The organism is Rhodococcus sp. YH3-3 (genome assembly GCF_001653035.1).
GTDB classification, from domain to species: Bacteria; Actinomycetota; Actinomycetes; order Mycobacteriales; family Mycobacteriaceae; genus Rhodococcus_F; species Rhodococcus_F qingshengii.
On sequence record NZ_BCWH01000002.1, the window covers coordinates 1,696,733 to 1,722,740 of the forward strand.

The window sequence follows — 26,008 nt, forward strand, 5'->3', positions numbered from 1 at the left end:
TCTCGTCGTTGACGAATGCAGCGGTGGCGCGATCGCCACTGCACACGACGAAGGAGCAGGGTCATGCGCATCGGAATCATCGGAGCCGGTCAGATCGGTGGCACGCTCACACGTAGGCTCGCTGCGCTCGGTCACGACGTGCGCGTCTCGAACTCGCGGACACCGGACACGCTTGCAGAACTGGAAGCCGAGACGGGTGCGAAGGCAGTCCGCAGCACCGAGGCCGCCGAGGGTGCCGAGCTGGTCATCGTGAGCATTCCGCAGAAGAACGTGGTTGATCTACCGGCGGGGATTCTCAGCGGTGCGGTCGCCGGTGCCCCGGTCATCGAGACCAACAACTACTACCCGCAACAGCGTGACGGTCTGATCGCCGCCATCGAGGACGGACAGACCGAAAGCGGATGGGTGCAGGAACACCTGGGTGTACCGGTGTTCAAGGCGTTCAACGGAATCTGGTGGAAGCATCTCCTAGAGAAGGGCCTTCCCGAAGGTGCAGAGGGGCGCATTGCGCTACCCGTCGCCGGCGACGACGACGCGAACAAGCAGGTCGTCTTCGATCTGATCAATCAGTTGGGCTTCGATCCCGTCGATGCGGGAACGATCGACGATTCCTGGCGTCAGCAGCCGGGAACTCCCGTGTACGGCAAGGATTTCGATCGCGAAGCGACGCTGAAAGCATTGGCCGAGGCGAGCCCCGATCGCACCGACGAGTGGCGGGCAACCACTACGGTGTAGGGAAAAGAGTGGCGGTTTCCGAAGTGGAAACCGCCACTCTGTTGTTTGTTCAGTCCTTGACCTTCGCCATCGCCAGAACGTCGAGACGCTTGTCGAGTTCTTCCTCGCTCAGCTTGTCCGGGACGAGTCCGCGCTCGATGACGACCTGACGGATCGTCTTCTTCTCCTTGAGTGCCTGCTTCGCGACGGCTGCGGCTTCCTCGTAACCGATTGCCGAGTTGAGGGGCGTCACGATCGACGGCGACGATTCGGCGAGTGTCTTGAGGTGCTCCTCGTGCGCGACCAGTCCGCTCACGCACTTGTCGGCGAACAGTCGAGAGACGTTGGCCAGTAAGGTGAACGACTCCAGCAGGTTGCGAGCCATGACCGGGATGTAGACGTTGAGTTCGAAAGCTCCGGCTGCGCCACCCCACGCGATGGCGGCGTCGTTTCCGATCACCTGAGCCGCAACCTGAGTAGTTGCCTCGGGCAGGACCGGGTTCACCTTTCCGGGCATGATCGAGCTACCCGGCTGCAGATCGGGGAGTGCGATCTCGCCGAGCCCGGTCAGCGGACCCGATCCCATCCACCGAATGTCGTTGGCAATCTTCGTCAGTGAGACGGCGATGGTCCGCAGCGCGCCCGATGCCTCGACCAGTCCGTCACGCGCGGCCTGCGCTTCGAAGCTGTTCTTCGCCGGAGTCAGCGCGTCGACACCGGTCGACTTGACCAGTTCGGCAACAACTTTGGGGCCGAATCCATCCGGAGCATTGAGACCGGTGCCGACTGCTGTTCCGCCGATCGGCAGCTCGCCGAGGCGGGGGAGTGTTGCGTTGACGCGCTCGATGCCGGCCTCGATCTGACGTGCGTAGCCGCCGAACTCCTGACCGAGCGTGACCGGCACAGCGTCCATCAGATGGGTGCGTCCGGATTTGACGACGGTCTTCCACTCGGTCGCCTTCGTGGCAAGCGCAGCATGCAGATGTTCCAGTGCCGGAACAAGATCGGTGACCGCTGCTTCGGTAGCTGCGACATGCGTGGCGGTGGGGAAGGTGTCGTTGGAGGACTGCGACATGTTGACGTGATCATTGGGATGTACGTCCACACCGGCGGCCTTCGCGATGGATGCGATGACCTCGTTGGCGTTCATGTTCGAACTGGTTCCCGAGCCGGTCTGGAAGACGTCGATGGGGAACTGATCGTCGTGCTTGCCTTCGGCGATCTCGTTCGCGGCGGCGATGATTGCGTCGGCCTTGTCCGCGTCGAGGAGTCCGAGGTCCTTGTTGACCTGCGCACACGCTGCTTTCAGCAGGCCCATTGCGCGGATCTGGGTGCGCTCGAGCGGGCGCCCGCTGATCGGGAAGTTCTCGACTGCACGCTGGGTCTGTGCTCGCCACAGTGCGTCGATGGGCACCCGAACTTCGCCCATGGTGTCGTGTTCGATTCGGAACTGTTGATCGTTGCTCTCCGTCATGGCTCCACATTGCCACTTTTCGAGAGCGGGTAGGGGACTACGTCCCCCGTGAGCGGTTAAGGAGTGCAGGGACTCCCTAACCACTCACGGGGCGGAGCCCATCAGAACGTCGGGGGAACCGCGCCCTCTTCGCCGTCGAAGTCGACGGAGCTGTACTCGCGCAGCTTCTCGAGACGGTGGTACGCGTCGATCATGCGAACGGTGCCGGACTTGCTACGCATCACGATGGACTGCGTGCTGGCGCCGCCGCCGTAGTAGCGGACGCCGCGCAGGAGGTCACCGTCGGTGACGCCGGTGGCGCAGAAGAAGACGTTCTCGCCCGAGACGAGATCTTCGGTGGACAGGATCCGATCGAGATCGTGACCGGCGTCGATGGCCTTCTGACGCTCTTCGTCGTCGGTGGGGGCCAGCTTGCCCTGCAACGATCCACCCATGCAGCGCATGGCTGCTGCGGCGATGATGCCCTCTGGCGTTCCGCCGATGCCCACGAGCATGTCGGTGCCGGACTCCGGACGCGCTGCGGCGATCGCGCCGGCAACGTCACCGTCGGAGATCAGACGGATACGAGCGCCGGTGTCGCGAACGTCCTGGATCAGCTGGTTGTGACGCGGGCGGTCCAGGATGCAGATCGTGATGTCGGAGACCGACGCCTTCTTGACCTTGGCCACGCGCTTGATGTTCTCGGCGATCGGTGCGCTGATGTCGATGACATCTGCGGCATCCGGCCCGACAGCGATCTTCTCCATGTAGAACACGGCCGACGGATCGAACATCGCGCCGCGCTCGGCAACAGCCAGAACAGAGATCGCGTTGGGCATGCCCTTGGACATCAAGGTGGTGCCGTCGACCGGGTCGACGGCGAAGTCACAGTCGGGGCCGTCGCCGTTTCCGACCTCTTCGCCGTTGAACAGCATCGGCGCTTCGTCCTTCTCGCCTTCACCGATGACGACGATGCCGCGCATCGAGACTGAGGAGACGAGCTGACGCATGGCGTCGACGGCTGCTCCGTCGCCGCCTTCCTTGTCGCCGCGGCCTACCCAGCGGCCGGCAGCCATAGCACCGGCTTCGGTGACTCGGACCAATTCGAGTGCGAGGTTACGGTCCGGGGTCTCACGATGAGTGCTGCTGGCCGTCATGTGCGGTGCCTCCTGGCGCGGTCGCGGTCGACGGGGTGTGTCGACGCAGTGGTTTCTTCAGGCGTCATTGTCCCAGATGGGAGCGGCTACGTGCGCTGTCGGGTCGCCGCAGAGACGTTTTGTCTCGCTCGAGGGGGACCGGGAATCGTATCTACTGCGGAGTACCTGGATACTGGGGGTGTGGCATCGAAGAAACCCCGCATTCTCGAAGACAACAAAGACATGGTCTGGTCTCTCGTACCGTTGGTGCTGTTCTGCATCATCATTGCGGGCATCGCCAGCCAGTGCACGTTCAGTCCTGGCGGCCCGACACAGGGGCCTATCCCGAGCGTCGACGTGGACGCAGCTCTGAACTACGACGCGAAGGAACTCGGATTTCCCATCCGTAATCCCGGTGTTCCGGACGGGTGGACTCCGAACTCCGGCAGTCGCAAGATCATCTCCGGCGACGGCGGCGGAGATTCGAGCACTGTGGGATTCATCACGACCAGTGGTCGCTACATCCAGCTGACACAGAGCAACGCCGAGGAATTCCCGTTGGTGTCACATGTTGCCGGTGGACAGCGATTCGCGACCGGAGTCGAGACCGTCGGTGCCGATACGTGGAACGTCTTCGGCGGCGAAGGTGTCGAGTCGATCTGGGTCACGGACGTCGGGGATGTTCGCCTGTTGCTCACGGGCGCGGCGACGCCGGAAGAGTTCCGGATTCTTGCCGAGAAGGTCGGTGCAGCGCAGCCGATCACGCCATAGGATTTGCGGTCGGAGCGGACGTTACTCGTCCGCTTCGGCCAGAGCCTTTTCGACGCGGGCCCTCGCGCCGGCCAAGTGCTCTTCACAGCGCTTGGCCAACGCTTCGCCTCGCTCCCACAGTGAGAGTGACGCGTCGAGGTCCAGACCGCCCTGTTCGAGAATCTTCACGACGCTCACCAATTCGTCGCGGGCTGCTTCGTAGCCGAGTTCGTTGATGTCGGTGTCGGTGGCGTTGCTCATTTTTCTCTTCCCATCACTGCGGCGCGAACGGCGCCGTCTGCAAGTCGAACTCGAATCTGGGTTCCGGGTGGCGCGTCCTCGACCGAGCGCAGAACCTCCGGATCGCCGTCGGCGACAACACGTTGCACGACTGCGTACCCGCGGGCCAGCGTCGCGGCGGGGCCCAGCGTGGTGAGCCGGGCGCGCAGATGCTCGATCGTTCGGGACATCCGCAACCAGGGCAGCTTCCGCAACCGCGTCGGGTACGACGCGCTTGGCCGCGTCCGTGGGTGTGGCTGCGCGCAGGTCGGCGACGTGGTCACTGAGCGGGCTGTCCGGCTCGTGTCCGATGGCACTGACGATCGGCGTCGTGCAGGCCACGATGGCGCGGCACAGCGCTTCGTCGGAGAACGGCAGGAGATCCTCGACGCTACCGCCGCCGCGAGCGAGGATGATGACGTCGACTACCGGGTTGGCGTCGAGTTCCTTCAGCGCTTCGATGATCTGGGGAACAGCAGTCGGGCCCTGAACCGCGGTGTTACGCACCGCGATGGCAACTGCTGGCCAACGACGATGGGCGACTGAGACGACATCCTTCTCGGCCGCACTGGCTCGGCCCGTGATCAGGCCGATCGTGCCGGGCAGAAACGGAAGCGGCCGTTTGAGCCGCGGATCGAACAAGCCCTCGGCGGCGAGCAAGGCGCGCAGTCTCTCGATGCGGGCAAGCAGCTCACCGATACCCACGGCGCGAATCTCGGTGACACGCAACGACACCGTTCCGCGTCCGGTGTAGAACGAGAGCTTGCCGAACATCACGACTCGCGAGCCCTCGGTCAACGGCACCGGGGAGTTGTGCAACAACTGCGGTGAGCACGTGATCGACAGCGACATGTCTGCCGACGGATCACGCAGGACGAGAAAGGCCGTTCGGGTGCCGGGGCGTGCATTGATCTGGGTGATCTGACCTTCGACCCAGATACTGCCGAGCCGATCGATCCAGCCGGCGACCTTGGCGGAAACCGTGCGGACCGGCCACGGCTGCTCAGCGCTGCTGGCGCCGGACGATCGCTGCGATGAAGCGGGGGGCGTTGCGGAAGTCACTTTGCCTTGGCTGTGGTGATGCGGTTAGTGAGCATGGTCTGGAACGGTGCGCGAGCGAGCGTCGCATTCTCGTAGTCCAGGACTGCGGTCAGCTCGTCGATGCTGAGCGTCCGGATGCGCGCACGGAGCTGTGCGAGTGTGAGGTTGGGGTAGTCGAGTTCGGTGACGATCTCGGGCTCTTCGGCAGGTCCGTCCGTCGTAGCTGCCGTGGATTCGGACTCGGCGACGGGTGCGGGTTCCTCGATGGGGGCAGTCGGCTCGAGCGAGTAGAGCGCGAAGCGACCGGCGTTGGTCGGGGTGTCAGCGGTGGTCGATCCGGTGGAAGGCGTCGGGTCAGCAGGCGCATCGACGTCTTCGTCGAAGACCGCCCACTCGGGCTGTTCGTCCTCGGAAGACCAATTGATCAGTGCAAATGCCTGATCGCCCTTGATCGCCAGCGAGGTGATCGACTGCTGCACGCGCATGCTTGTCTGCAGCATCTGGCTCACGGCGGTCATCGGCAGGGCGACGGCGGTGGTGGGCAACTTCTTTGCCTCTTCCATCGCGGTGACGGCGAGTCCCGCGGCAACGCGCGCCACGAACGGTGGTCGGATCATTCCCACAGCTTGCCGCAAAGCTCCGACAATCGGTAGCCGACTTGCCTGTGACGGCTGTACTCGTTTACTTCGGAACCTTCGATCGGAGCCCGAAACCGAGGTGTTCACGTTTGCCGGAGTGTCTCACGTTCGAGGTGCCAGTAGGCTGATCACATGTCTTCGGCTGTTCCTCTCAATCTCGGTATCGCGCACTCGGCTGATTCGCCGTCCACCCGCAAGGGCAGCGCCAAGCGCGTGCTCCTCGCCGAGCCTCGCGGCTACTGCGCCGGCGTCGACCGCGCGGTCGAGACCGTCGAGAAGGCCCTCGAGAAGCACGGCGCTCCCATCTACGTGCGTAAGGAGATCGTCCACAATCGCCACGTCGTCGAGACGCTCGAAGATCAGGGCGTGATCTTCGTCGACGAAACCGACGAGGTTCCCGAGGGATCGTTGCTCGTGTTCTCGGCGCACGGTGTGTCGCCGGCCGTCCACGACTCGGCTGCCGAGCGGAACCTGCGCACGATCGACGCAACGTGCCCCCTGGTCACGAAGGTGCACCAGGAAGCGAAGCGATTCGCCCGCGACGATTACGACATTCTGCTCATCGGCCACGAAGGCCACGAGGAGGTCGAGGGCACCGCAGGTGAGGCTCCCGATCACGTCACCATCGTCGACGGCCCGGATTCGGTCGACGCGGTCACGGTTCGTGACGAGTCGAAGGTCATCTGGCTTTCCCAGACCACACTGAGCGTCGACGAGACGATGCAGACCGTCGCGCGCCTGCGTGAGCGCTTCCCCAATCTGCAGGACCCGCCGTCCGACGACATCTGTTACGCCACGCAGAACCGTCAGGTCGCGGTCAAGGCGATGGCTCCCGAGTGTGATCTCGTGATCGTGGTGGGTTCGCGGAACTCGTCCAACTCGGTTCGCCTGGTCGAGGTCGCGCTCGGGGCGGGCGCTGCCGCGTCGTACCTGGTCGACTACGCCCGTGAGGTCGATCTCGCGTGGCTCGAGGGTGTCCAGACAGTCGGCATCACGTCAGGCGCATCGGTACCCGAGGTGCTCGTGCGCGGCGTGATCGAACTTCTTGCCGAGCACGGATACAACGACGTTCAACCCGTCACCACTGCCAACGAGACTCTGGTGTTCGCCCTTCCCCGTGAATTGCGAGCAGCGCGCACGTCCTGAAACAAGAAAATGCGGGGCACCTTCCATCTGGAAGGTGCCCCGCATTTTTTGTGCTACCGGGCGCGTCTGTTCAGGGCTCTTCGCGATCGCGGTACCGAACTCGCGGCGGCGGATACGCGGGAAGATCGACTCCGGGTGGGCGGCGGCGAGGGGGCAGCGGCGGCGATACGTCGTCACCCGAAGCGAAGAAGGGCTCCATCCGCTCCTCACGTCTGGGCGACGGAGTGGGCTCGGGCGCCCGGCGGCGACCGTACGACGGGTAGTCGTCGTCTGCCACGGGCCGACTGTCGGGCTGGGGGCGACGCGTAGGCGGTTGGTGCGTGCGATCGACCCTGGGTGGCTGAGGGCCGAGCGGCGGGAGCGGGTCGAGCGCGCGGGCCCGGTGGGGCGCTGATTGAGCAGGAAGTACCGGAAGCCACCGATGATCAGCACGACCACGGTTGCGGCCAACATGATCGGAAAGCGGTTGACCAACGGGTACGCGATGTTGATCGCGATATCGCGCAGCGCGGTGCTGTTGTCCTTGCCGATGAGCGTGTGCCCGATCGGCACCGCAGCGAAGAGCAGCAACGGCGGTTGGGCCATCGCGGTGAAGAGGGCCTTGTTCGAAGCGGCAACCACAGCGAAGAGACAGCCCAGGAAGTAGAACGTCGAGAACACCGCGGTGAGCTCTCCGCCGCCTCCGGTGGCATCGATCAGTACGCCGACGGCGGTCACACCGGCAGCAAGCAGGATCACTCCCCACCAGGGCAGGCCGGGGACGGTCACGATGAGCGATCGCTTGTCCAGCGGTACCCCGGAGCGAGCACGTTGGGTTGCAGACACATAACGACATTAGCGGTTCTTGCGTTGTCGGCCGTGTTTGTGCGGGTCGTGGCTGGCGCATTTATCGACGCGATGGCGCGATGGTTTCGGGTTCTTCGCCAAACGAACCGGACGGATTGTGTGCAGGGTCACCGGACGCTCGTGGGTTGGGGCACACCGACGAAGCCGTCAGCGTGGGAGATCGGCGGTGTCGGTGGGCTGCTCTACCGTCGGATTCATGAAGATTCTGCACACCTCCGATTGGCATATAGGTCGCACCTTTCACGGCGTCGATCTGCTGGCCGATCAGGCGAGTGTGCTCGGTTCCATCGCAGATTCCGTCCGCGAACACGGCGTCGACGTCGTGGTCGTGCCGGGGGACATCTACGACCGCTCGATTCCCAGTTCCGACGCGGTCACCGTGTGCAATCGAGGCTTCGAGGCAATCCGGGCGGCGGGGGCGGTCATCGTCGCGACGTCCGGCAATCACGATTCCGCGGTGCGGCTCGGAGCCGGGGCATCCTTTGCCGCTGCCGGCGGCTTGCACTTGATCACCCGAGTCGGCCAGATCGGTACTCCGGTGATGCTGAGCGATCAGTTCGGGCCCGTCGCCTTTTACGGGATTCCGTATCTCGAGCCGGAGATCACGCGCGTCGAGTTGGACGTGCCCCGGGCTCGTACTCATTCCGACATCCTCGGAGCGGCCATGTCGCGTGTTCGGCGAGATCTCGCCGAACGAACGGCTGCCGACCCCGCGACTCGATCGGTATTGCTCGCCCATGCCTTCGTCGTGGGCGGTGAGGCCTCCGAATCGGAACGCTCCATCTCGGTCGGCGGAGTGGAGACCGTCGCAGTGGGCGAATTCGACGGCGTCGACTATGTCGCCCTCGGACACCTGCATTCTCCGCAGATGCTCTCGGAGAGTGTGCGGTACTCAGGTTCACCGTTGCCGTATTCGTTCGGTGAGCGCAGCCACCGCAAGGCTGCGCTTTTGATCGAACTCGACGCAGCCGGTCTGTCGTCGGTGCAGCGCCTCGATCTTCCGGTGATTCGAGGGCTGAGCCAGGTGACGGGAACTCTCGAGGAACTTCTCACCGAGTCGAAGTACGCCGATTCCGAGCAGTGCTACGTCTCCGCTTTGCTCACCGACCCGGTTCGTCCCGTCGATGCCATGAGGCAGCTCCAGGCACGTTTCCCCTTTGCCGTTCACCTCGAATGGCAAAGGCCGGAAGGACAATCGGATCTCAAGTATCGCGACGCGGTACGGGGTCGAACCGACATGGAGATCGCCCGCGGCTTTGTCTCGGCCGTGCGTAGTGACCCGTCCGAGCGGGAGGTCACGTTGATGGCCGAAGCGCTCAGCGCTGCCGCGCGCGCCGAGGAGTCCACGGTAGAACTGAGTGAAACCGCGTGAGGCTGCACAAACTCGAAGTCAGCTCTTTCGGGCCCTTTGCCGACACTGTCGAGGTCGACTTCGACCGACTGGGTGCAGACGGGCTGTTCCTTCTGCACGGCGACACCGGTGCAGGCAAGACCACGATCCTCGACGCGGTTTCCTTTGCCCTGTACGGGCGGGTTCCGGGTGCGCGCAACGAGGGCAAACGGCTACTGTCCGATCACGCGCCCGCCGGTTCGGTGCCGCGCGTGGAACTCGAAGCGACCATCAGTGGTCGCAGAATCAAACTTGTTCGTAGTCCAGAGTATTCGCGCCCGAAGAAGCGTGGCACCGGTTCGATCACAGAGAATGCAAAGGCCACACTGACGTGGTTGGACGGCCGCGGCGAGAATCTTTCGCGCATCCCTGACATCGGTGACGAGATCAACCGCCTCATGGGCATGAGCGCTGATCAGTTCTTCCAGGTGGTGCTCTTGCCGCAGGGTGAGTTCGCCAAATTCCTGCGTGCCGAGAGTGACGAGCGAGGCAAACTGCTCGAGCGTCTGTTCGACACCAAGCGTTTTGTCTCCGTCGAGGCATGGTTCGACGCCAAGCGAAAGGCAAGTGCGACCGCGCTCGCGGCCAGGGAGCAATCCGTGCGGCTGCTGCTCGCGAAGGTCGAGACAGCTGCGGGACTCGAGGTAGGCGCCGAGGCACACCCACTGGAATGGTCGCGCAAACTCCTCGCCGAGGCTCAGGACACCCGCGATACAAGTCTTGCGGAGCTGGTGACCGCGAAAGATGCAGCAGCCGAGGCTAATCGGGTTCTGTCGGCGGCGCAGCGAACCGCAGATCTGGTCGCTCGCCGTAATCGTGCGACCGCTGAACTCGCAGCATTCAATACGGGCGCCGCCCAAAGAGCTGTGATCGGCGCTGAACTCGAGACCGCCAAGCGCGCACTGCCGGTGGCCGCTGTCGCCGGCGATGTGGACGCTGCCGGCTTGCACCTCGCTGCCGCACTCGAATCGATGACCGCAGCGATGTCGACCTACTCCGCAACGGGCGGTCCGGAGATTTTCGTGCCGGAGGTGTGGCCACCCACCGACGACGAGCGTCAACGCGTCGTAGCTCGGATCCGGACCTGGCGTGACGAGATCGTTCGTCTCGACGCGATGGCGGAGGACGCTCGCAGAGCCGATGCGGCGGAAGCCGAGATCGAGAAACTCGGAGTTCGGCGAGACGCCCTGTCCGAGCGCATGGATGCCATCGCGGTTGAACGAACTCAACTACCGGAACTGGTGCGCTCGGCCGGCCAAAGATTGGACGATGCGCAACGCGCGCATGCCACTCTGCCCGGCCTCGAAGCTGCACTGGCCAAAGCATCGGATGCTGCGGCAGCGGCTCATGAATTCGTCTCTCTGCGTGCGCAAGCCGAGAAGATTCGTGTGCAGGTGTTGGATGCGCGCGACGCCCATCAGAGTGCTCGCGGGCGCTGGCTCGACCTCGTGCAGAAGCGTATCGAGGGCATGGCGGCGGAGTTGGCGAGTTCACTCGCGCCCGGTGACCCATGCCAGGTGTGTGGTTCGCGTGAACACCCTGCGCCGGCGCAGTCTGATGTCGTGACGGTCACCGAGCCCGATCTGGAAGTCGCGTCCGCAGCCGAGCGTGCGGCCGAGAAAGCCCTGAGCAAGGTAGTCGACCGCCAGGTAACCGTCGACCGTGACATCGACCGGGTGATCGCCCGCGGCGGGGACGGCGACGTCGCAGAACTCGACAGGCTCCGCGCCGCGGCTCGGAACGCCGTTGACGAGGCGACCCACTCTGCCGGTCAGGTTGGAGGGTTGGCCGACAAGCTCGGGCATCTCAACGAGCGTGACGGCGAGCTGCAACAGGAATCCGCTTCTCTGACGGCCGAATTGGCGGCACTGACCGAGCGTACGACGACTCTGTCGGCCACGGTCGAGCAGATTCGAGCGGCGATCGTCGCTGCGGTGGGAGAAGATTCGACCATCGCTGCTCGGCGCTCGTGGTTCGAAAGGCTTGCCTCCGCTGCCTCGGCGGCGTCTGAGATGCGTGACGACGCCGTTCGTGCGCAGGCGCGATCGGCGGAACTGTCGACCAAACTGGCCGCTGCGGCGGCCGCTGCTGGATTCGATTCGGTCGAGGCTGCGATCGAAGGGGTGAGATCGCCGGCCCGAATCGCGGCGATCGAAACGGAACTCGCCAAAGCACGCGACCTCGAGGTGGCCGCTCGGACGGTCCTCGACGACCCCGAGGTCGTTGCGGTGAGCGAAGTCGAGACAGTCGACGTCGACGGTCCTCGCGAGCGTGCTCTTCAGTGCGCCGAGGTGGTGAACTCGGCTGTTGCAGCTGCTTCCCTGGCCGAGAACCGTGTGTCGGATCTCGAACGGTTCAGCGGACAACTCGAGAAGGCATACGAAGCGGTTGCACCTGAGCGGGAACTGCACGACGAACTCGCGGCGCTTGCCGACGTGATCGCCGGTAAAGGGCAGAACAGTCGCAAGATGTCGCTGAGGGCTTATGTACTCGCGTCGCGGTTGGAAGAGATCGCCGTGTCGGCATCGGTTCGGCTGCAGCGGATGTCCGGGGGCAGATACGAGTTCGTGCACAGTGACGAGGCAGGTTCTCGGGGTCGCCGCGGCGGTCTGGGGCTCGACATCCGGGACGACTTCACGGGTGTCGTTCGCTCGGCGAAGACGCTCTCGGGCGGTGAATCATTCTTGGCGTCATTGTCTTTGGCCCTCGGACTTGCCGATGTGGTTGCGGCGGAGTCCGGCGGAATCGTTCTCGACACGATGTTCATCGACGAAGGATTCGGCACTCTCGACGCCGACACCCTCGACTCGGTGATGGCTGTGTTGGACGAGCTTCGCGACGGTGGACGAGTGGTGGGCATCGTCAGTCACGTGGACGAGATGAGGCAGCGAATCCCGAGTCGCCTGCACGTCATTCGCGGACGTGCAGGCTCCTCGGTGAAGGTGATCGCGGGCTGATCAGGCCTTTTTGTTCTCTACCTCTGACTCGGCGTCGTCGTCTTGATCCTCGAGGATGTCCGACGCATCGCCGGCGGGCATCGGCTCGTTGTCGCTTGCGCGTTCGTCGATCTGCTCGCCGATGTACCGGATGACAACTGCTGCCACAGCGGCGACGGGCACTGCGAGGAAGGCGCCGACGATGCCGTACAGCGAGCTACCGGCGGCCACGGCAAGCAGCACGATGACGGCGTGGAGTTTCATCGACTTGCTCTGCAGCACAGGCTGAAGGACGTTTCCTTCGATCTGCTGAACGGCCAGGATGATGATCAACACGATGATGGCGGTGGTGAGACCGTTGGCCACCAGCGCAACCAACACAGCCAGGGCGCCGGCGACAAAGGCACCGACGATCGGGATGAAGCCACCGATGAACGTGAGAATTGCCAGCACCGGTGCCAGCGGGACCCCGAGTATCAGCAATCCGGCGCCGATGAAGACCGCGTCGATCAGACTCACCAGTGCTTGTGTCCTGATGAATCCGCCGAGCGTGTCCCACATGCGGGTGAGGACCTCTTCGAGATGCCGACCGGCGCGGCCGCCGCCGACAGCGTGGAGCCAGGGGATGAACCTCGGTCCGTCCTTGATGAAGAAGAAGGCGAGAATCAGGACCAAACCGAGCGTGACCAACAACGAGCTCGCTGTGCTCACGCCGCTGAAAACGCCTGAAGCGATGGCGGTTCCACTTTCCTGCACCTTGGTGATGACGGCATGGACGGCGTTGTCGATCTGGTCGTCCTTCAGGTTCAGCGGCGGACCCTGGAGCCAGTCCTGAACCTGGTTGATGCCCTCGGTGGTCTTGTTCGCGAGCTCGGGGGCCTGGCTGACCACTGACGGAACGATGCCTGCGATCACACCGGCGAGGATTCCGATCGAGAGCACCAGGGTGATGCCGGCTGCTGCGGCCGGTGGCATACCGCGCTTGATCATGCCGCGGGTCGGCGGCCACATGACTGTCGCAACAACGATAGCCAGAGCCACCGGCAGGATGATGACCCAGAGCTTTTCGATCAGCCAGCCGAAAATCCAGGCGCCCAGCGAAATCGACGCCAACACCAACGACCATTTTGCGAGCCACATACCCCCTTGCCCGATGATCTCGCCGCGGTCGCGCTTGCGCACCCCTGCGGACGTCCCCTTGTCTTGCTCGCTCACTGATCGTCCTTTCCGTCGGCGCAGGGATCTCCTCGCCGATGTGCGAATCCGGTGATCTAGCTGAGCTGATCGTAACGACTGCATGCGATAACTCGTGTGTTGCGCTGCAATACTGTGTTTTGAAGCATGCTGATCGGACTAACATTTCCGTCATGAGAATCGCAGCAGCAGTCGGGGCAGCAGCAATCGTCGTTCTCGGGCTCACCGCGTGTAGCACCGAGGATCAGGACAACGCGCAGAACAAGATCAGCGAGGCAGTCACGAGCGGGCAACAGGCGCTCGAGACGGCGAAACAGTCAGCGGGCAACGCCATCGATCAGGGCAAGACGGCGCTGTTCGTCGCCACGTTCCGTGGGGCTTACGCACCGTTGGCGGAGAACCGCGACGACGCAGACATCGAGGAGATCTTGACGACCACGTGTACCGAGGTCGCCAACGGCACTGACGAGGCGGAGGTCAAGACCAAGATCACCGACCTGGCCGAGAACAACGGCAACAAGCCCACCGACGAGCAGGCCGGCCACATTTACGAACTCGCGAAGGCCACCTGCCCCTGACCGGATTCAGCAGCAGCGGGCGCCTGGGTTGGCGTCGGCTGCTGCGTGACGGCGGCGCCAGAACTCTCGTTCGCTGATCACCGGTGAGTCGGCGTGGTGGCGTCGGGTGTGCTCGACGTAGCGCTGATAGTCGAGATCACCCATCACCGAGCGAACCCACCACAGCGTTCCGCGGAACGCTGTGGTGAGTTTTGCCGTCATGGTCGCCGTCGTCATGGTCAGTGCCCACCTCCGTGTGCGGCGCCGGGCGCCCGGACTTTCCCGGCTTTGATCAGCTCGTCCCATTCTTTCTGGATTTCCTTCTCCGCGGGCGTCGGAATGAAGCTGGCGGGTCCGAAGATTTTCGACGGTTCTTCCGGGGACTCGGTGGTCGGCAGCCCGCCCGCTCGGATTGCCTTGGCACATACGATGATCCCGGCGATGACCACGACGATCACCAGTGACGCGAAGATGATCGACAACGTGCCCTGGATGAAGGTGTTGCGAATGACGGCATCGATGGCCTCCGGAGTCTTCGCGGAACCGTGCGCCGTCTCGCCGGCAGCCTTCGCGTCCTTGAACACGTTGTGCTGAGCCCAGTACCCGATCGCGGGGTTGTCGGAGAAGATTTTCTGGTACGACGCGGTCATGGTTACGACCAGGTCCCACACCAGCGGGACGCCGGGAATCCAGGCCCATTTGAACAGGCCCTTCTTCATGACGATCGTCATGACCACCGTCAGCGCGATCGCGGCGAGTAGCTGGTTGGCGATGCCGAAGAGCGGGAAGAGTGTGTTGATCCCGCCCAGCGGATCGGTGACACCCATGAGCAGAATCGCGCCCCAGGCAGCGACGACGATCAGCGAGCACAGCCACGCGCCGATGCGCCACGACGGGTCCTTGAACTTCTTTGCCGGACCGCCGAAGTTGCCGAGCGAGTCGGAGAGCATGAATCGAGCGACGCGGGTGCCGGCATCGATCGTGGTGAGGATGAAGAGCGCCTCGAACATGATCGCGAAGTGGTACCAGAACGATTTCAGCGAGTCGCCGCCGAAGACGTCGCTGAGCACTTCGGACATTCCGAACGCGAGCGTCGGGGCGCCGCCGGTTCGCGAGATGATCGATTCTTCGCCGACGGCCTCGGCTGCCTGAGTCAGCACGTCCGGTGTGATGGGGGCAGTGCCGAGGGGCAGATTGTTGACGTATTCGGCTGCGGTTTCCGGTGTTCCACCGGTCAGTGCCGCGGGAGCGTTGAGTGCGAAGTACAGGTGCTGATCGAGGATGCAGGCGGTGACCAGAGCCATGATCGCGACAAACGATTCGGTCAGCATGCCGCCGTACCCGATCATCTTGGTCTGGCTTTCCTTCTCGAGCAGCTTCGGCGTCGTACCGGACGCGATCAGTGCGTGGAAGCCCGAGAGCGCGCCACAGGCAATGGTGATGAACAGGAACGGGAACAGTGAACCGGCAAAGGCCGGGCCTTCGCCGTTGGAGGCGAACGGCGTCACTGCCGGCATGTTCAGCGCGGGTCGTGCGACCAGAATTCCGATGGCCAGCAGCGCGATGGTGCCGACCTTCATGAACGTCGACAAGTAGTCGCGCGGTGCCAGGAGCACCCAGACCGGCAGCACCGATGCGGCGAATCCGTACGCGATCATCAGCCACGCGATGGTGACCTTCGAGAGTGTGAACCAGTCTGCGCCCCAACCGGTATCGGCAACCCATCCGCCGGAGACGATGGCAAGGAGAAGCAGGACGACGCCGATCAAGGAGACCTCGGAAACCTTGCCCGGCCGCAGATACCGCAGGTACACGCCCATGAACAGCGCGATGGGGATGGTCATCGCGATCGAGAACACTCCCCACGGGGACTCGGCGAGCGCATTGACGACCACAAGTCCGAGCACCGCGATGAGGATGATCATGATGACGAACACGCCGATCAGTGCGGCGACGCCGCCGACAAGGCCGAGTTCTTCGCGGGCCATCTGACCGAGGCTGCGCCCGCGGCGCTTCGACGAGATCCACAGGACCATGAAGTCCTGCACCGCCCCGGCGAACACGACGCCGACGATGATCCAGATCGTTCCCGGAAGATATCCCATCTGCGCGGCCAACACGGGTCCGACCAGGGGACCGGCACCGGCGATTGCCGCGAAGTGGTGACCGAACAGCACCCGACGGTCGGTCGGCATGTAGTCGGCGCCGTTCTCCATGATTTCGGCGGGAGTTGCGACGTCGTCGCGAGGCTTGACGATTTTGCGTTCGATCAACCGCGCATAGAAGCGGTAGGCGATCAGATAGGTACAGATTGCGGCCAACACGAACCACACAGCGCTGATGTGTTCACCGCGGACGATCGCAATCATGTACCAGGCGCCCGCGCCGACCAGTCCGAGAACAAGGAAGACGACGCGCGCAGTCGTGGAGATGGGTGTTTTGTCGATGACGCCGACAGGTGGCAGGTCAGGATCGGTTTTCAGGTACTCGACATTTGGTTCCGGCGCAGTCGTCAAGCTCATCGTCGAACTCCGTCCACTAGTGCACGTGTGGCCGCCGTCACAGCGGGCCATCTGTCACTGTAGGACCAGAAGGGTGAATCCGCGCGATCTGAAACGCGGGAGTCGACCGACGTCAGAATCGGTGAGCGTCGGCGTCGATCCAATCGGTGAGCCAGCTCTGCGGCGGGGAGTCGAGCAGTTCGCCCGGCATCAGCCAGTCGAACAGGTCGGCATAGGTGCGAGTGGTGAGACCGTCGACGCGGCGGTTGAGCATTCCCGGTTGCAGTTGGTCGAAGGAATCGATGCCCATCGACGCGATCATCTGTTGCGCGCTGGCGACGGTTGCCTTCTGGAATCGGTAGACGCGCTCGCTCTTGTCGGGGATGTCGAGTGCGCGGGTGCGTGCCGGATCCTGAGTGGCAACGCCGACCGGGCAGCGGTTGGTGTGGCACATCTGGGCCTGAATACAGCCCACTGCGAACATCATTGCGCGGGCCGCCATCGTGAAGTCTGCGCCCTGGATGATGCGTTTGACGATGTCGGAACCGCTCGCCACCTTTCCGGAAGCGCCGACTTTCACGAGAGGGCGCAAACCAGTTCCCACCAGAGCGTTGTGCACCAGCATCAGGCCCTCGGTCAACGGCATGCCCATGTGGTCCTCGAACTCCACCGGACCTGCGCCGGTGCCGCCTTCGGAACCGTCCACGATGATGAAGTCGGGCGTGATGCCGCGTTCGATCATCGCCTTGCAGATTCCGAGGAATTCACGACGCGAGCCGACACACAGTTTCATCCCGACCGGCTTGCCTCCCGACAGTTTTCGCAGGGTCGCGATGAAATCGACCAGTTCGACCGGGGTGCTGAACGCGGTGTGCGCGGGTGGCGAAATCACAGTCTGGCCGACGGGTACCCCGCGGGTTTCGGCGATTTCGGGGGAGACCTTGACTCCGGGAAGCACGCCACCCAACCCGGGTTTCGCACCTTGCGAGAGCTTGATCGAAATGGCCTTCACCTGATCGAGTCCGGCACGCTCGGCAAAACGGTCAGGATCGAATCGGCCGTCCTCGGTTCGGCATCCGAAGTATCCCGAGGCGATTTCCCAGATCAGATCGCCGCCGTGTTTGCGGTGATACGGACTGATCGCGCCTTCGCCCGTGTCGTGAGCGAAGCCGCCTTTGGCTGCGCCGGCGTTGAGGGCCTCGATTGCGTTGGCGGACAACGACCCGAAGCTCATCGCGGAGACGTTCAAGAGAGCGATGTCGTACGGCTTCGTGCAATCGCATCCGCCGAGGCGAACTCGGGGAACGGTGTCGGGGGCGGTCCGTGCGCGAATCGAATGCGTCATGAACTCGTAGCCGATCGCATTGACGTCGCGCTCGGTCCCGAAGGGCTCTTCCGCCAGTGTTCCCTTTGCCCGCTCGTAAACCAGATCTCGCGTTTCGCGATCGAATGGCATTCCATCGGTGGATGATTCGACGAAGTACTGCTGGATCTCCGGTCGAATTTTCTCGAGGAGGAATCGCGCGTGCCCCAGGACCGGATAGTTACGGAGGATGCTGTGGGACTTCTGAGTGAGGTCGTAGGTGCCCATGGCCGCCAGCGCGAGTGTGACGACAGCGATCACCCACCATCCGGGCGAGGCGACAATCGCGAGCGCGGCGGTGCCGAGACCCACTATCCATATCAAGAGCACGATCAGCATCCGAGTCACCTCGAGAGCGTAGGCGCTCACTGTGACACGGCAGCGGTAAGTCTCCACTAGGTTCTGCGATAGAGAACCGAATCCGACTCTTTGGGGGAATGATGACCGAACCGCAATATCCGACCGACCCGCAGGATCCGAAGGAGCAGCAGTATCCGGCAGGCCAGCAGTATTCAGCCGGTCAGCAATATTCAGCAGGCCAGGAATATCCGACGGGCCAGCAGTACCCAACCGACCCGCAGTACTCAGCCGGACAGCAGTATCCGACCGGTCAGCAGTACAGCGCAGCCCAGCAGTACAGCGCTGCTCCCACGTACGCGGCGCCTCAGTACGGTCCGCCGAAGTCCAACGCGGGATGGGCCGTCGCGTCGATCATCTTCTTCTGGCCTATCGCGTTCGCCGCGTTCAACCATCTCCACGACATCTACCCGAAGTGGGCGATGGGCGATCACCAGGGCGCGCAGTACGCGTCCGAGCGGGTGAAGAAGCTCGGGCAGATTTCGCTCCTCATAGCCGTCATCTGCTGGGTGCTGTTCATCGCGTTCTACGTCATCTTCCTGGTTGCGATCGTGTCATCCGTCGATTCGTATACCTACAACTGATCACCTGCCGCGACGTGACGGTGGGGCGAGTACCCGTCACGTCGCCGCGAGGCCGTAGAATCCACAGACCGTGAGCCTTACCCTCGGAATCGTCGGACTGCCCAACGTCGGCAAGTCCACCCTTTTCAATGCACTGACCAACAACGACGTGTTGGCAGCGAACTACCCGTTCGCGACCATCGAACCCAACGTCGGTCTGGTCGAGCTGCCCGATCCGCGGCTGCAGAAGCTCGCCGAGATCTTCGGCTCCGAGCGCATCCTCCCTGCGACCGTGTCGTTCGTCGACATTGCCGGCATCGTCAAGGGCGCGTCCGAGGGCGCAGGCCTGGGTAATAAGTTCCTGGCCAACATCCGTGAAGCGGACGCCATCTGCCAGGTAGTTCGCGTCTTCGCCGACGACGACGTCATCCACGTCGACGGCAAGGTCGACCCGGCCTCCGATATCGAGGTCATCGAGACCGAGCTCGTGATCGCCGACATGCAGACTCTCGAGAAGGCTCTCCCGCGTCTGGACAAGGAAGCTCGCAAGAACAAGGAGCTCAAGCCGGCCCACGACGAGGCACTCAAGGCTCAGGCATTCCTCAACGAGGGCACGACGCTCTTCAGCGTCAAGGACAAGCTCGATTTCTCGTTGCTGCGTGAGCTGAGCCTGCTCACCACCAAGCCCTTCCTGTACGTCTTCAACGCCGACGAGTCTGTGCTCACCGACGCAGCGAAGATTGCGGAATTGCGCGCATCCGTCGCACCGGCCGACGCTGTGTTCCTCGACGCGAAGGTCGAGCAGGAACTTCTCGAGCTCGACGAGGAAGACCGCCAGGAGATGCTCGACTCGATCGGTCAGACCGAGCCCGGCCTGCACGCTCTCGCGCGCACCGGCTTCCACACCCTCGGACTGCAGACTTACCTGACGGCTGGTCCGAAGGAAGCTCGCGCCTGGACCATCCACAAGGGTGACACCGCTCCCCAGGCTGCCGGCGTCATTCACACCGACTTCGAGCGCGGCTTCATCAAGGCTGAAATCGTGTCCTTCGACGATCTCGTCGAGGCGGGTTCCATGGCCGCAGCCAAGGCTGCCGGCAAGGTCCGCATGGAGGGCAAGGAATACGTCATGGCCGACGGCGATGTGGTGGAGTTCCGCTTCAACGTCTAAATCCGCGGCTTCTGGTCGTCACCCCACGGGCATCTCGCTGAGCGTCCGACGGGTGACGAACCGCCGCGCTTTCCCCGACAGCGGGTCGGTGAATTCGAGTTCCCTCGCGAGCAATTGGAGTGGGAGAGAATGATCGTCCGGGGCGTCGGGAAGCAGGTCGGGGTATCGCCGGTCGCCCAGGATCCCGGCGCCGAGAGCTGCCAGATGCACCCGCAACTGGTGCATCCGTCCGGAGCGCGGACGTAGAACCGTGTGCAGCACAGCACGTCCGGAGGCGCTCACGCCCGTCCCTCGTGCCTCGATCATGGTCTCGGAGTTGGGTTCACGGCTGTCGTCGACGACGACTCGCAACTCGCCGCGTCGAGCTTCGATGTGGTTGCGGTAAACGAGAGGGACGTCGAGCGCTGGTGCATCCCGGCCCCGCCGGGTCGGTCGCGCCGACACCGCCTCGTAGACCTTCGTGACCTGACGCTTCTCGAACAGTGACTGGTACGCGCCGCGCGTCGCGGGGCGGGCCGAGAACATCACCACCCCTGCGGTGCCGCGGTCGAGTCGATGGATCGGGGTCAGATCTGGGTTGTCGAGACGAACCCGCAGGCGGACGAGCGCCGACTCACGCAGGTATCGCCCGCTCGGAGTGGTCGGGAGAAAATGTGGCTTGTCGATGACGACGAGATTGTCGTCGGTGTGCAGGATCTGCTCGTGGAACGGCACCGGATCCTCTGTCGGCAACTCACGGTAGTACCAGACGAACCGGTGCGCGCTGAGTTCTGTGTTCCGGCAGATCGAGTGGCCGTCGATATTCACGAACTCGCCGTCGTCAAAACGCTGATACAGTTTTTCGGCGTCCAGATGGTCGAACTTGTCCACGACGTACTCGGCGATCGTCGCCCACGGCCCAGAGAGCGGGATGCGTAGCCGCGTCGGGCCAACCCCGTTCTTGACGGGCAGCGGTGCGGACATGGACACACAGGTAATCATCCCATCGACTGCTGGTCAGCGGTGATTCGGTGTGGCCTTGCCGGAGACGTCCCCGCGGGGACGCGGAACCAAACTCGCAGCGGTAGTCGGCATAGATCGTCGAGTCGAAAATCAGTGGCGCGGACGACAGGCGGGTCCGTATGGTTCGGCAGAGAAAGATCGCAGTCGAAAAGCGCTGCGGTCCATACCTTCTGTAGCTCAATTGGTGAGAGCACCCGACTGTGACTCGGGCGACGGCGGATCGTAACCGCCCAGAGGGACCAGCTCAGATACGGCTGAGGTCGGGCTTCTAGGCGCAGAGGCCGGCGGCCCTTTGCCTGCACAGTTGTCGAACGAGCCTGAGCCGGTATTCCCTGAATCGCCGGACAGCATTCCAGTCGCCGGCCATTTCCGCGTCGGCAAGTAGGTATTCGCAGTTGTCCAGTTGGTCCTTCAAAGACATCATCAGAATTCACCTCCGATCACCCGAGCAAGTACCTGTCCAGGATGCGTCCGGTAGGACCCCGGGGACATCGGCCGTAGTACCTGTTCAGGTACCTGCTTCGGTGCGCGGTGGAGGCTACTTCTTGACCGCAGGTGCAGGTAGTGGCATGCCTCGCTCGGCCAGAACGGCTCGGAGACGATCGGGGTAGTCGGTGATGATCCCGTCGACACCGAGGTCGATCAGGGCGTGCATGGTGGCGGGATCATCGACGGTCCACGGGATGACCTTCATGCCACGCGCATGTGCGCTCGCGATCATGTCGGCTGTCGGATAGAGGGTGAAACCGGGATCCCCGACCTTTCCGCCCTGCGGAGTTCCTTGGACGGGGGAGTAGGCGGAGGCACCAAAGGTTGCTACCGCCGCGATGCCGTCGCCACCGAAATCATCGATGTCCAGACCGCCGAGCCACGGTGACGCTCCGTCCTTGCCTACCTGGAGAAAGTCGCCGTTTGTGAGCGCAACGACGGGGACACTCGGCGCGAGTTGACGGGTGAGCATGAGCGAGCCCCAGTCGAAGCTCTGAATGGTGACGCTGTCCAACAATCCGGCTGCCCGGATCGTATCGAGGACTACAGAGACGAACTGCTCACGCGGGGCGGTCTCGTGAGGCGCTCCCGCTTCCACCTTGGTCTCGATGTTGAGCTTGATTCCGGGTGCGTTGTACGACTTCACCAGGGCAAGCACTTCTTCGAGCGTCTGCATTTTCGCTCCCGGAACATTCTGCTGTTCAGGGTATCCGGCAAGGGGGAGAGTGCCGCAGTCCATGGTCTTGATCTGCTGCAGGCTCAGCGTGTTGACGAATTTGCCGACGTACGGGAACTCCGGGTCACCCGCAGTTGCGGGCTCGGTGTCGAGGCATTTCTTGTTCGAGATCTTACGATCGTGCGTGACGACAGCGATCCCGTCCTCGGTGATCTGGGTATCGAGTTCCAGTGTGCTGACGCCCATTTCGAGGGCATTCGCGAACGCGGCCAGGCTGCTTTCCGTGTACAGGCCGAGCCCGCCGCGGTGGGCTTGGACGTCGAACGTCGAAACCGGCTGGGGTGCTGAACTACCGAACGAACCGGACCAGTCGAGACTGCCGGTTGGCGATGCGCCGGCCGGGGCCGCCAGGGCGGTGAGGGGGAGTGCGACGGTCACGGCGGCACACGACAATATTCTGCTCAGTTGCATGAAAGGAACGTAGAGGCGTCGAATGGCTCGCCGGGGTTCGTTAGGTAAACTAACGGTAAAGGTCAGGCCGCGTGAATGCGCTGCCCGACGCCGCTCGCGTGGACCTTCATCCACGACGCCAGAAGCTCACACCCGGTCAGTCCGCTCTCGTCGAGAGGTTCGATCGCGTAGCTGATGTGTCTACCGCCGCGAGGGTTCTTGAGCTGAAATCGGTTCAGGTTCAACTTCGTCGGCAGGTAACCAAGTACTTCGAGGAACGCGGTGCGAATGCGTCGTAGATCGGTACGCCACTGTTTGGGACTGAAACGAGTCTTCTGCGCATTCTGGAAAGCATTGCTACGAAGTAGTTCCCAAACCTTTCCTGCCCACACGCGTGCCTGCGAGAAGGACATCCAGCGCGTCAAGTCTGCGATGTCGCGAATGTAGCTGTCGTCGCTGGCATTACAGATCATGTCCTGCGGGTGCCCGATCCACTTGACCGGAATCCACGGCTGGATCTCGGGTCCGTCGCCGGCAACTCCGTGTCCCTCACAACCTTCGATCACGCCTGCCGGTTGTTGAGGATCGGAGATCAGTCCGACTCCGATGATGTTGGCGCGGTTCAGCGTCGGAAGAGCCGAGCGGATCACGGTGCATCCCTGTGAGTAACCGATCAGCATGACCGGGCCGTCTGTCTGTGCGATTTCGGCGGTGAGGGCCTTCACCCCCATCGCGGTGCTGTGCCGAAAGCTCAGGCCACCGTCGGCGACCGGACCGTACGACGCGGGATAAGCGACCCAGCGAGAATCGAATCGACTGTCGAGTTCGTCGGTGACGGCACTGAGGAGTCCGCGCACACGGGCGCCGTGGTCGCCGACGTGGGATTCGCCGGTGCCGCCAACTGCAAGAACGGTTACCTCAGCCATGTCAGCGATCATCCACGTCGATTCTGAGAGGTCGGCATCCAAACCCTGAGAAGAGACTGGCAATCCGTTGTACTGCGAAATCGTTATCGAGCGAGCACCATTTACCCATGACGACGCCGAATCGTTCATCCAGACGAAAAGTGTCCGTTGTCGGTGCGGGAAGCGTCGGCACCGCAATTGCGTATGCGTGCCTGATACGCGGATCGGCCGACGCGCTCGCCCTCTACGACACCAACAGCGCAAAGGTCCGGGCCGAAGTTCTCGATCTCAACCACGGCACCCAGTTCACACCGCCGTGCACTGTCGACGGAGGCGATGACATCTCGGTCACCGCGGGATCCGACTTGGTCGTCGTCACCGCGGGCGCCAAACAGCATCCCGGTCAGTCGCGGCTCGAACTTGCCGCGGTGAACGTCAAGATCGCGCAGACACTGACCGAACAACTGTTGGCGGTGTCACCGGACGCGGTCCTTCTCTTCGTCACCAACCCGGTCGACGTGGCGACCTACGCAGCGATCCAGGCCGCGGGACCGTCGTACCGCGGCCGAATTTTCGGATCTGGGACCGTGCTGGACACGGCCCGATTGCGATTCCTGCTGGCTACCGAACTCGGAGTCGCGGTGGAGAACGTTCATGCCTTCATCGTGGGCGAGCACGGGGATTCCGAGATTCCGCTCTGGTCGAGCGCAACCATCGGCGGAGTGCCGGCAACCTCGTTCGTGGGACCGTCGGGTGGCGTCCTCGGCCCCGACCTACGCGCGAAAGTAGCGAAGTCTGTAGTCGAGAGTGCTTACGAGATCATCGAGGGTAAGGGTGCGACCAACCTCGCCATCGGATTGTCGAGCGCATTCATCGCGGAAGTCGTGTTGCGGGACGAACAACGGGTTCTGCCGGTGTCGACTTTGCAGAGCGGCGTCCACGGACTCGAGCACGTTTGCCTGTCCCTTCCCACGATGGTTGGTCGTGCTGGTGCCGGCCGAGTCCTCGAAGTACCGCTATCGGAAAAGGAGGCTTCGGGGCTCCGATCTTCTGCCCGGACATTGCGAGAGGTGCAGGAATCTCTGGGATTGTGAATATCTGTTCTCCTCGATATCCGACATATAGGATCAACAAATGATCAGCTTCCTGATTCGCGCCGCGATCTTCCTGGGTTCTGCCGCTGTCGGGCTTCTTGTTGCGTCGTTGATTCTTTCGGGCTTCTCGGCGCCCACATCCGGATTCATCGTTGCGGTCGTGATCTTTGCGATTGCGCAGTCGGTCCTGGCGCCGTTCATCGCCACGGTGGCAAAGCGCCATGCACCGGCATTTCTCGGCGGAATCGGATTGGTGTCGACATTTGTCGCGCTGTTGGTGGCGTCGCTCTTCTCCAATCTGTCGATCTCCGGTGTCTCGACGTGGATTCTGGGAACCGTCGTCGTGTGGCTGGTAACCGCCGTTGCGACGCTGGTTCTTCCGTTGTTGTTCGTGCGTAAGAAAGTTCAGGAGAAGAAGGCACAGTGACGCGCCCGAACATCGGTATGGACTACGCAGTCCTGGACTGCCCGGATCCGGCTGCATTGGCCAACTTCTACGTCCAGGTCCTCGAGTGGAAAAGTGTTCGCGACGAGGATGATTGGCACGTGATCGAAGGACCCGGCGGGGAGCGGCTCGCGTTTCAGCTCGCTCCGGATTTTGTTCCGGTGGACTGGCCGACCTCCGGTGTCGGGATCCATCTGGATCTGTTCGTGGATTCTCTCGACCCCGCCGAGGCTTGGGTGACGAACCTTGGAGCGCAGCGGGTGACCGACATTCCGGAGCATCAGACTTTCCGCGTGTACCGCGACCCGGTCGGTCACTATTTCTGCCTGTGCCTGCGGGACTGAGTGTCGACTCGCTCCGATCTCGTCGACCGTGGATAATTCCGAACACTTGTCACGCCCGAGAATTGGAGATCGACGATGGCTTCGCAGAATTCCAACGAATTCCTGGTAGAACGTACGAAGATCGTCAAGGCAGAAGCACCGGTCGTCTTCGCGTTGATCAACGATTTCCATCAGTGGACTCAGTGGTCGCCGTGGGAAGGTCTCGACCCGGCGATGCAGCGGACGTACGCGGGGCCTGACGCGGGCGTCGGGGCTTCGTACGCCTGGGCGGGAAACAAGAAGGCGGGCTCCGGTTCGATGGTGATCACCGAATCCGTCCCGAATGAACGAGTAGTTTTGGACCTGGCCTTCCTCAAGCCGTTCAAGGCGCAGAACGTCACCACGTTTCTCATCTCGCCGAATTCCGGTGAAGTTCAGGTGACGTGGAAGATGACCGGAAAGAAGAATCTGTTCTTCAAGATCTTCGGTTTCATCTTCAGCATGGACAAGCTTGTCGGAAAGGATTTCGAGAAGGGCCTGTCCCAGCTGAAAGCTGCTGCAGAAAAGAGCTGACAAGCCGGTGGTACCG

Annotated in this window: 23 protein-coding genes, 1 tRNA gene and 1 pseudogene; 13 read left to right on the forward strand and 12 right to left on the reverse strand. The window is 62.9% G+C overall.

Translation table 11 applies throughout. From position 1 onward, the window contains the following. The first annotated feature begins 15 nt into the window (after nt 1-15). The gene (locus YH3_RS20995; protein ID WP_076948324.1) at nt 16-735 is read left to right on the forward strand and encodes an NADPH-dependent F420 reductase; all 720 of its coding nucleotides are present in this window, start codon (nt 16-18) and stop codon (nt 733-735) included. A 49-nt stretch (nt 736-784) separates the two neighbouring features. On the opposite strand, the gene YH3_RS21000 is transcribed toward YH3_RS20995, so the two are convergent. Together YH3_RS21000 and glpX are read right to left on the reverse strand one after the other, a co-directional pair. Further along, entirely contained in the window at nt 785-2,188 is a 1,404-nt protein-coding gene (locus YH3_RS21000) for a class II fumarate hydratase (RefSeq protein WP_003945220.1), read from the reverse strand. A 101-nt stretch (nt 2,189-2,289) separates the two neighbouring features. Beyond that, nucleotides 2,290-3,324: a class II fructose-bisphosphatase gene (glpX, locus tag YH3_RS21005; RefSeq protein WP_003945202.1), complete on the reverse strand. Its 1,035-nt coding sequence runs from the start codon at nt 3,322-3,324 to the stop codon at nt 2,290-2,292. Between the two features lie 180 nt (nt 3,325-3,504). Here glpX and YH3_RS21010 point away from each other — a divergent pair, with 180 nt between their 5' ends. Then, on the forward strand, nt 3,505-4,074 hold the full coding sequence (locus tag YH3_RS21010) for a DUF4245 domain-containing protein (protein ID WP_003945206.1): 570 nt from the start codon (nt 3,505-3,507) through the stop codon (nt 4,072-4,074). Between the two features lie 21 nt (nt 4,075-4,095). On the opposite strand, the gene xseA is transcribed toward YH3_RS21010, so the two are convergent. Both xseA and YH3_RS21025 read right to left on the reverse strand, forming a co-directional pair. After that, nucleotides 4,096-5,394 (reverse strand): exodeoxyribonuclease VII large subunit, encoded by a 1,299-nt coding sequence (xseA, locus tag YH3_RS21020; RefSeq protein WP_238592668.1) that lies wholly within the window; start codon nt 5,392-5,394, stop codon nt 4,096-4,098. Beyond that, nucleotides 5,391-5,990 carry a lipid droplet-associated protein gene (locus tag YH3_RS21025; protein WP_030536251.1) on the reverse strand — a complete coding sequence of 200 codons (600 nt, stop codon included), beginning with the start codon at nt 5,988-5,990 and terminating at the stop codon, nt 5,391-5,393. Before YH3_RS21025 ends, xseA begins: the two co-directional genes overlap by 4 nt. Nucleotides 5,991-6,143: 153 nt before the next feature. Here YH3_RS21025 and YH3_RS21030 point away from each other — a divergent pair, with 153 nt between their 5' ends. After that, complete coding sequence (locus tag YH3_RS21030; RefSeq protein ID WP_003945273.1) at nt 6,144-7,157, forward strand: 4-hydroxy-3-methylbut-2-enyl diphosphate reductase; 1,014 nt, start codon at nt 6,144-6,146, stop codon at nt 7,155-7,157. A gap of 453 nt (nt 7,158-7,610) precedes the next feature. On the opposite strand, the pseudogene YH3_RS37360 reads toward YH3_RS21030, so the two are convergent. After that, nucleotides 7,611-7,982: pseudogene (locus YH3_RS37360) on the reverse strand (DUF6542 domain-containing protein); the annotation flags it as partial. Nucleotides 7,983-8,199: 217 nt separating this feature from the next. On the opposite strand from YH3_RS37360, the gene YH3_RS21040 reads away from it, so the two are divergent. After that, entirely contained in the window at nt 8,200-9,375 is a 1,176-nt protein-coding gene (locus tag YH3_RS21040; RefSeq protein ID WP_064444245.1) for an exonuclease SbcCD subunit D, read from the forward strand. Continuing rightward, nucleotides 9,372-12,350: an AAA family ATPase gene (locus YH3_RS21045; RefSeq protein ID WP_064444017.1), complete on the forward strand. Its 2,979-nt coding sequence runs from the start codon at nt 9,372-9,374 to the stop codon at nt 12,348-12,350. The genes YH3_RS21040 and YH3_RS21045 overlap by 4 nt, the downstream gene beginning before the upstream one ends. Here YH3_RS21045 and YH3_RS21050 read toward each other — a convergent pair whose 3' ends face one another. After that, nucleotides 12,351-13,544: an AI-2E family transporter gene (locus YH3_RS21050; protein ID WP_003945249.1), complete on the reverse strand. Its 1,194-nt coding sequence runs from the start codon at nt 13,542-13,544 to the stop codon at nt 12,351-12,353. Between the two features lie 152 nt (nt 13,545-13,696). On the opposite strand from YH3_RS21050, the gene YH3_RS21055 reads away from it, so the two are divergent. Continuing rightward, on the forward strand, nt 13,697-14,101 hold the full coding sequence (locus YH3_RS21055; protein ID WP_003945253.1) for a hypothetical protein: 405 nt from the start codon (nt 13,697-13,699) through the stop codon (nt 14,099-14,101). Between the two features lie 6 nt (nt 14,102-14,107). On the opposite strand, the gene YH3_RS21060 is transcribed toward YH3_RS21055, so the two are convergent. The 3 genes from YH3_RS21060 to YH3_RS21070 form a co-directional block, all read right to left on the reverse strand. Next, complete coding sequence (locus YH3_RS21060; protein WP_003945213.1) at nt 14,108-14,317, reverse strand: YbdD/YjiX family protein; 210 nt, start codon at nt 14,315-14,317, stop codon at nt 14,108-14,110. Between the two features lie 2 nt (nt 14,318-14,319). Then, nucleotides 14,320-16,602, reverse strand: coding sequence for a carbon starvation CstA family protein (locus tag YH3_RS21065; protein WP_064444018.1), 2,283 nt, complete (start codon nt 16,600-16,602; stop codon nt 14,320-14,322). Nucleotides 16,603-16,714: 112 nt separating this feature from the next. After that, nucleotides 16,715-18,292: an FMN-binding glutamate synthase family protein gene (locus tag YH3_RS21070; protein WP_064444246.1), complete on the reverse strand. Its 1,578-nt coding sequence runs from the start codon at nt 18,290-18,292 to the stop codon at nt 16,715-16,717. 89 nt (nt 18,293-18,381) lie between these two features. Here YH3_RS21070 and YH3_RS21075 point away from each other — a divergent pair, with 89 nt between their 5' ends. Continuing rightward, entirely contained in the window at nt 18,382-18,885 is a 504-nt protein-coding gene (locus tag YH3_RS21075) for a CD225/dispanin family protein (RefSeq protein ID WP_030536246.1), read from the forward strand. Between the two features lie 70 nt (nt 18,886-18,955). Continuing rightward, complete coding sequence (gene ychF / locus YH3_RS21080; protein WP_003945278.1) at nt 18,956-20,035, forward strand: redox-regulated ATPase YchF; 1,080 nt, start codon at nt 18,956-18,958, stop codon at nt 20,033-20,035. A gap of 18 nt (nt 20,036-20,053) precedes the next feature. Here ychF and YH3_RS21085 read toward each other — a convergent pair whose 3' ends face one another. Then, on the reverse strand, nt 20,054-21,016 hold the full coding sequence (locus YH3_RS21085) for a pseudouridine synthase (protein ID WP_064444019.1): 963 nt from the start codon (nt 21,014-21,016) through the stop codon (nt 20,054-20,056). Nucleotides 21,017-21,203: 187 nt separating this feature from the next. Here YH3_RS21085 and YH3_RS21090 point away from each other — a divergent pair. Next, a tRNA-His gene (locus YH3_RS21090) sits at nt 21,204-21,279 on the forward strand. 296 nt (nt 21,280-21,575) lie between these two features. Here the strand turns inward: YH3_RS21090 and YH3_RS21095 are convergent. Both YH3_RS21095 and YH3_RS21100 read right to left on the reverse strand, forming a co-directional pair. Next, nucleotides 21,576-22,673, reverse strand: coding sequence for a glycerophosphodiester phosphodiesterase family protein (locus tag YH3_RS21095; RefSeq protein WP_172827019.1), 1,098 nt, complete (start codon nt 22,671-22,673; stop codon nt 21,576-21,578). Between the two features lie 62 nt (nt 22,674-22,735). Then, a complete protein-coding gene (locus tag YH3_RS21100; protein WP_037126338.1) occupies nt 22,736-23,578 on the reverse strand; it encodes a PE-PPE domain-containing protein in 843 nt (280 codons plus the stop codon). Nucleotides 23,579-23,685: 107 nt separating this feature from the next. On the opposite strand from YH3_RS21100, the gene YH3_RS21105 reads away from it, so the two are divergent. From YH3_RS21105 to YH3_RS21120, 4 genes are all read left to right on the forward strand, one after another. Further along, complete coding sequence (locus YH3_RS21105; RefSeq protein WP_039972672.1) at nt 23,686-24,651, forward strand: L-lactate dehydrogenase; 966 nt, start codon at nt 23,686-23,688, stop codon at nt 24,649-24,651. A 40-nt stretch (nt 24,652-24,691) separates the two neighbouring features. Then, on the forward strand, nt 24,692-25,078 hold the full coding sequence (locus YH3_RS21110) for a phage holin family protein (RefSeq protein ID WP_003945275.1): 387 nt from the start codon (nt 24,692-24,694) through the stop codon (nt 25,076-25,078). Then, on the forward strand, nt 25,075-25,440 hold the full coding sequence (locus tag YH3_RS21115; protein WP_007726323.1) for a VOC family protein: 366 nt from the start codon (nt 25,075-25,077) through the stop codon (nt 25,438-25,440). Before YH3_RS21110 ends, YH3_RS21115 begins: the two co-directional genes overlap by 4 nt. Nucleotides 25,441-25,515: 75 nt before the next feature. Further along, nucleotides 25,516-25,992: an SRPBCC family protein gene (locus YH3_RS21120; RefSeq protein WP_030536240.1), complete on the forward strand. Its 477-nt coding sequence runs from the start codon at nt 25,516-25,518 to the stop codon at nt 25,990-25,992. Nucleotides 25,993-26,008: the final 16 nt, after the last annotated feature.

What these genes read in the sequence shown, in the direction of transcription:
- YH3_RS21075 (WP_030536246.1), top strand. Translation starts at nt 18,382, where the DNA reads ATGATGACCGAACCGCAATATCCGACCGACCCGCAGGATCCGAAGGAG.
- YH3_RS21065 (WP_064444018.1), bottom strand. Translation starts at nt 16,602, where the DNA reads ATGAGCTTGACGACTGCGCCGGAACCAAATGTCGAGTACCTGAAAACC.
- YH3_RS21110 (WP_003945275.1), top strand. Translation starts at nt 24,692, where the DNA reads ATGATCAGCTTCCTGATTCGCGCCGCGATCTTCCTGGGTTCTGCCGCT.
- YH3_RS21085 (WP_064444019.1), bottom strand. Translation starts at nt 21,016, where the DNA reads ATGATTACCTGTGTGTCCATGTCCGCACCGCTGCCCGTCAAGAACGGG.
- YH3_RS21120 (WP_030536240.1), top strand. Translation starts at nt 25,516, where the DNA reads ATGGCTTCGCAGAATTCCAACGAATTCCTGGTAGAACGTACGAAGATC.
- YH3_RS21060 (WP_003945213.1), bottom strand. Translation starts at nt 14,317, where the DNA reads ATGACGACGGCGACCATGACGGCAAAACTCACCACAGCGTTCCGCGGA.
- YH3_RS20995 (WP_076948324.1), top strand. Translation starts at nt 16, where the DNA reads ATGCAGCGGTGGCGCGATCGCCACTGCACACGACGAAGGAGCAGGGTC.
- glpX (WP_003945202.1), bottom strand. Translation starts at nt 3,324, where the DNA reads ATGACGGCCAGCAGCACTCATCGTGAGACCCCGGACCGTAACCTCGCA.
- YH3_RS21040 (WP_064444245.1), top strand. Translation starts at nt 8,200, where the DNA reads ATGAAGATTCTGCACACCTCCGATTGGCATATAGGTCGCACCTTTCAC.
- YH3_RS21025 (WP_030536251.1), bottom strand. Translation starts at nt 5,990, where the DNA reads ATGATCCGACCACCGTTCGTGGCGCGCGTTGCCGCGGGACTCGCCGTC.
- YH3_RS21055 (WP_003945253.1), top strand. Translation starts at nt 13,697, where the DNA reads ATGAGAATCGCAGCAGCAGTCGGGGCAGCAGCAATCGTCGTTCTCGGG.
- YH3_RS21105 (WP_039972672.1), top strand. Translation starts at nt 23,686, where the DNA reads ATGACGACGCCGAATCGTTCATCCAGACGAAAAGTGTCCGTTGTCGGT.
- YH3_RS21100 (WP_037126338.1), bottom strand. Translation starts at nt 23,578, where the DNA reads ATGGCTGAGGTAACCGTTCTTGCAGTTGGCGGCACCGGCGAATCCCAC.
- YH3_RS21095 (WP_172827019.1), bottom strand. Translation starts at nt 22,673, where the DNA reads ATGCAACTGAGCAGAATATTGTCGTGTGCCGCCGTGACCGTCGCACTC.
- YH3_RS21030 (WP_003945273.1), top strand. Translation starts at nt 6,144, where the DNA reads ATGTCTTCGGCTGTTCCTCTCAATCTCGGTATCGCGCACTCGGCTGAT.
- YH3_RS21000 (WP_003945220.1), bottom strand. Translation starts at nt 2,188, where the DNA reads ATGACGGAGAGCAACGATCAACAGTTCCGAATCGAACACGACACCATG.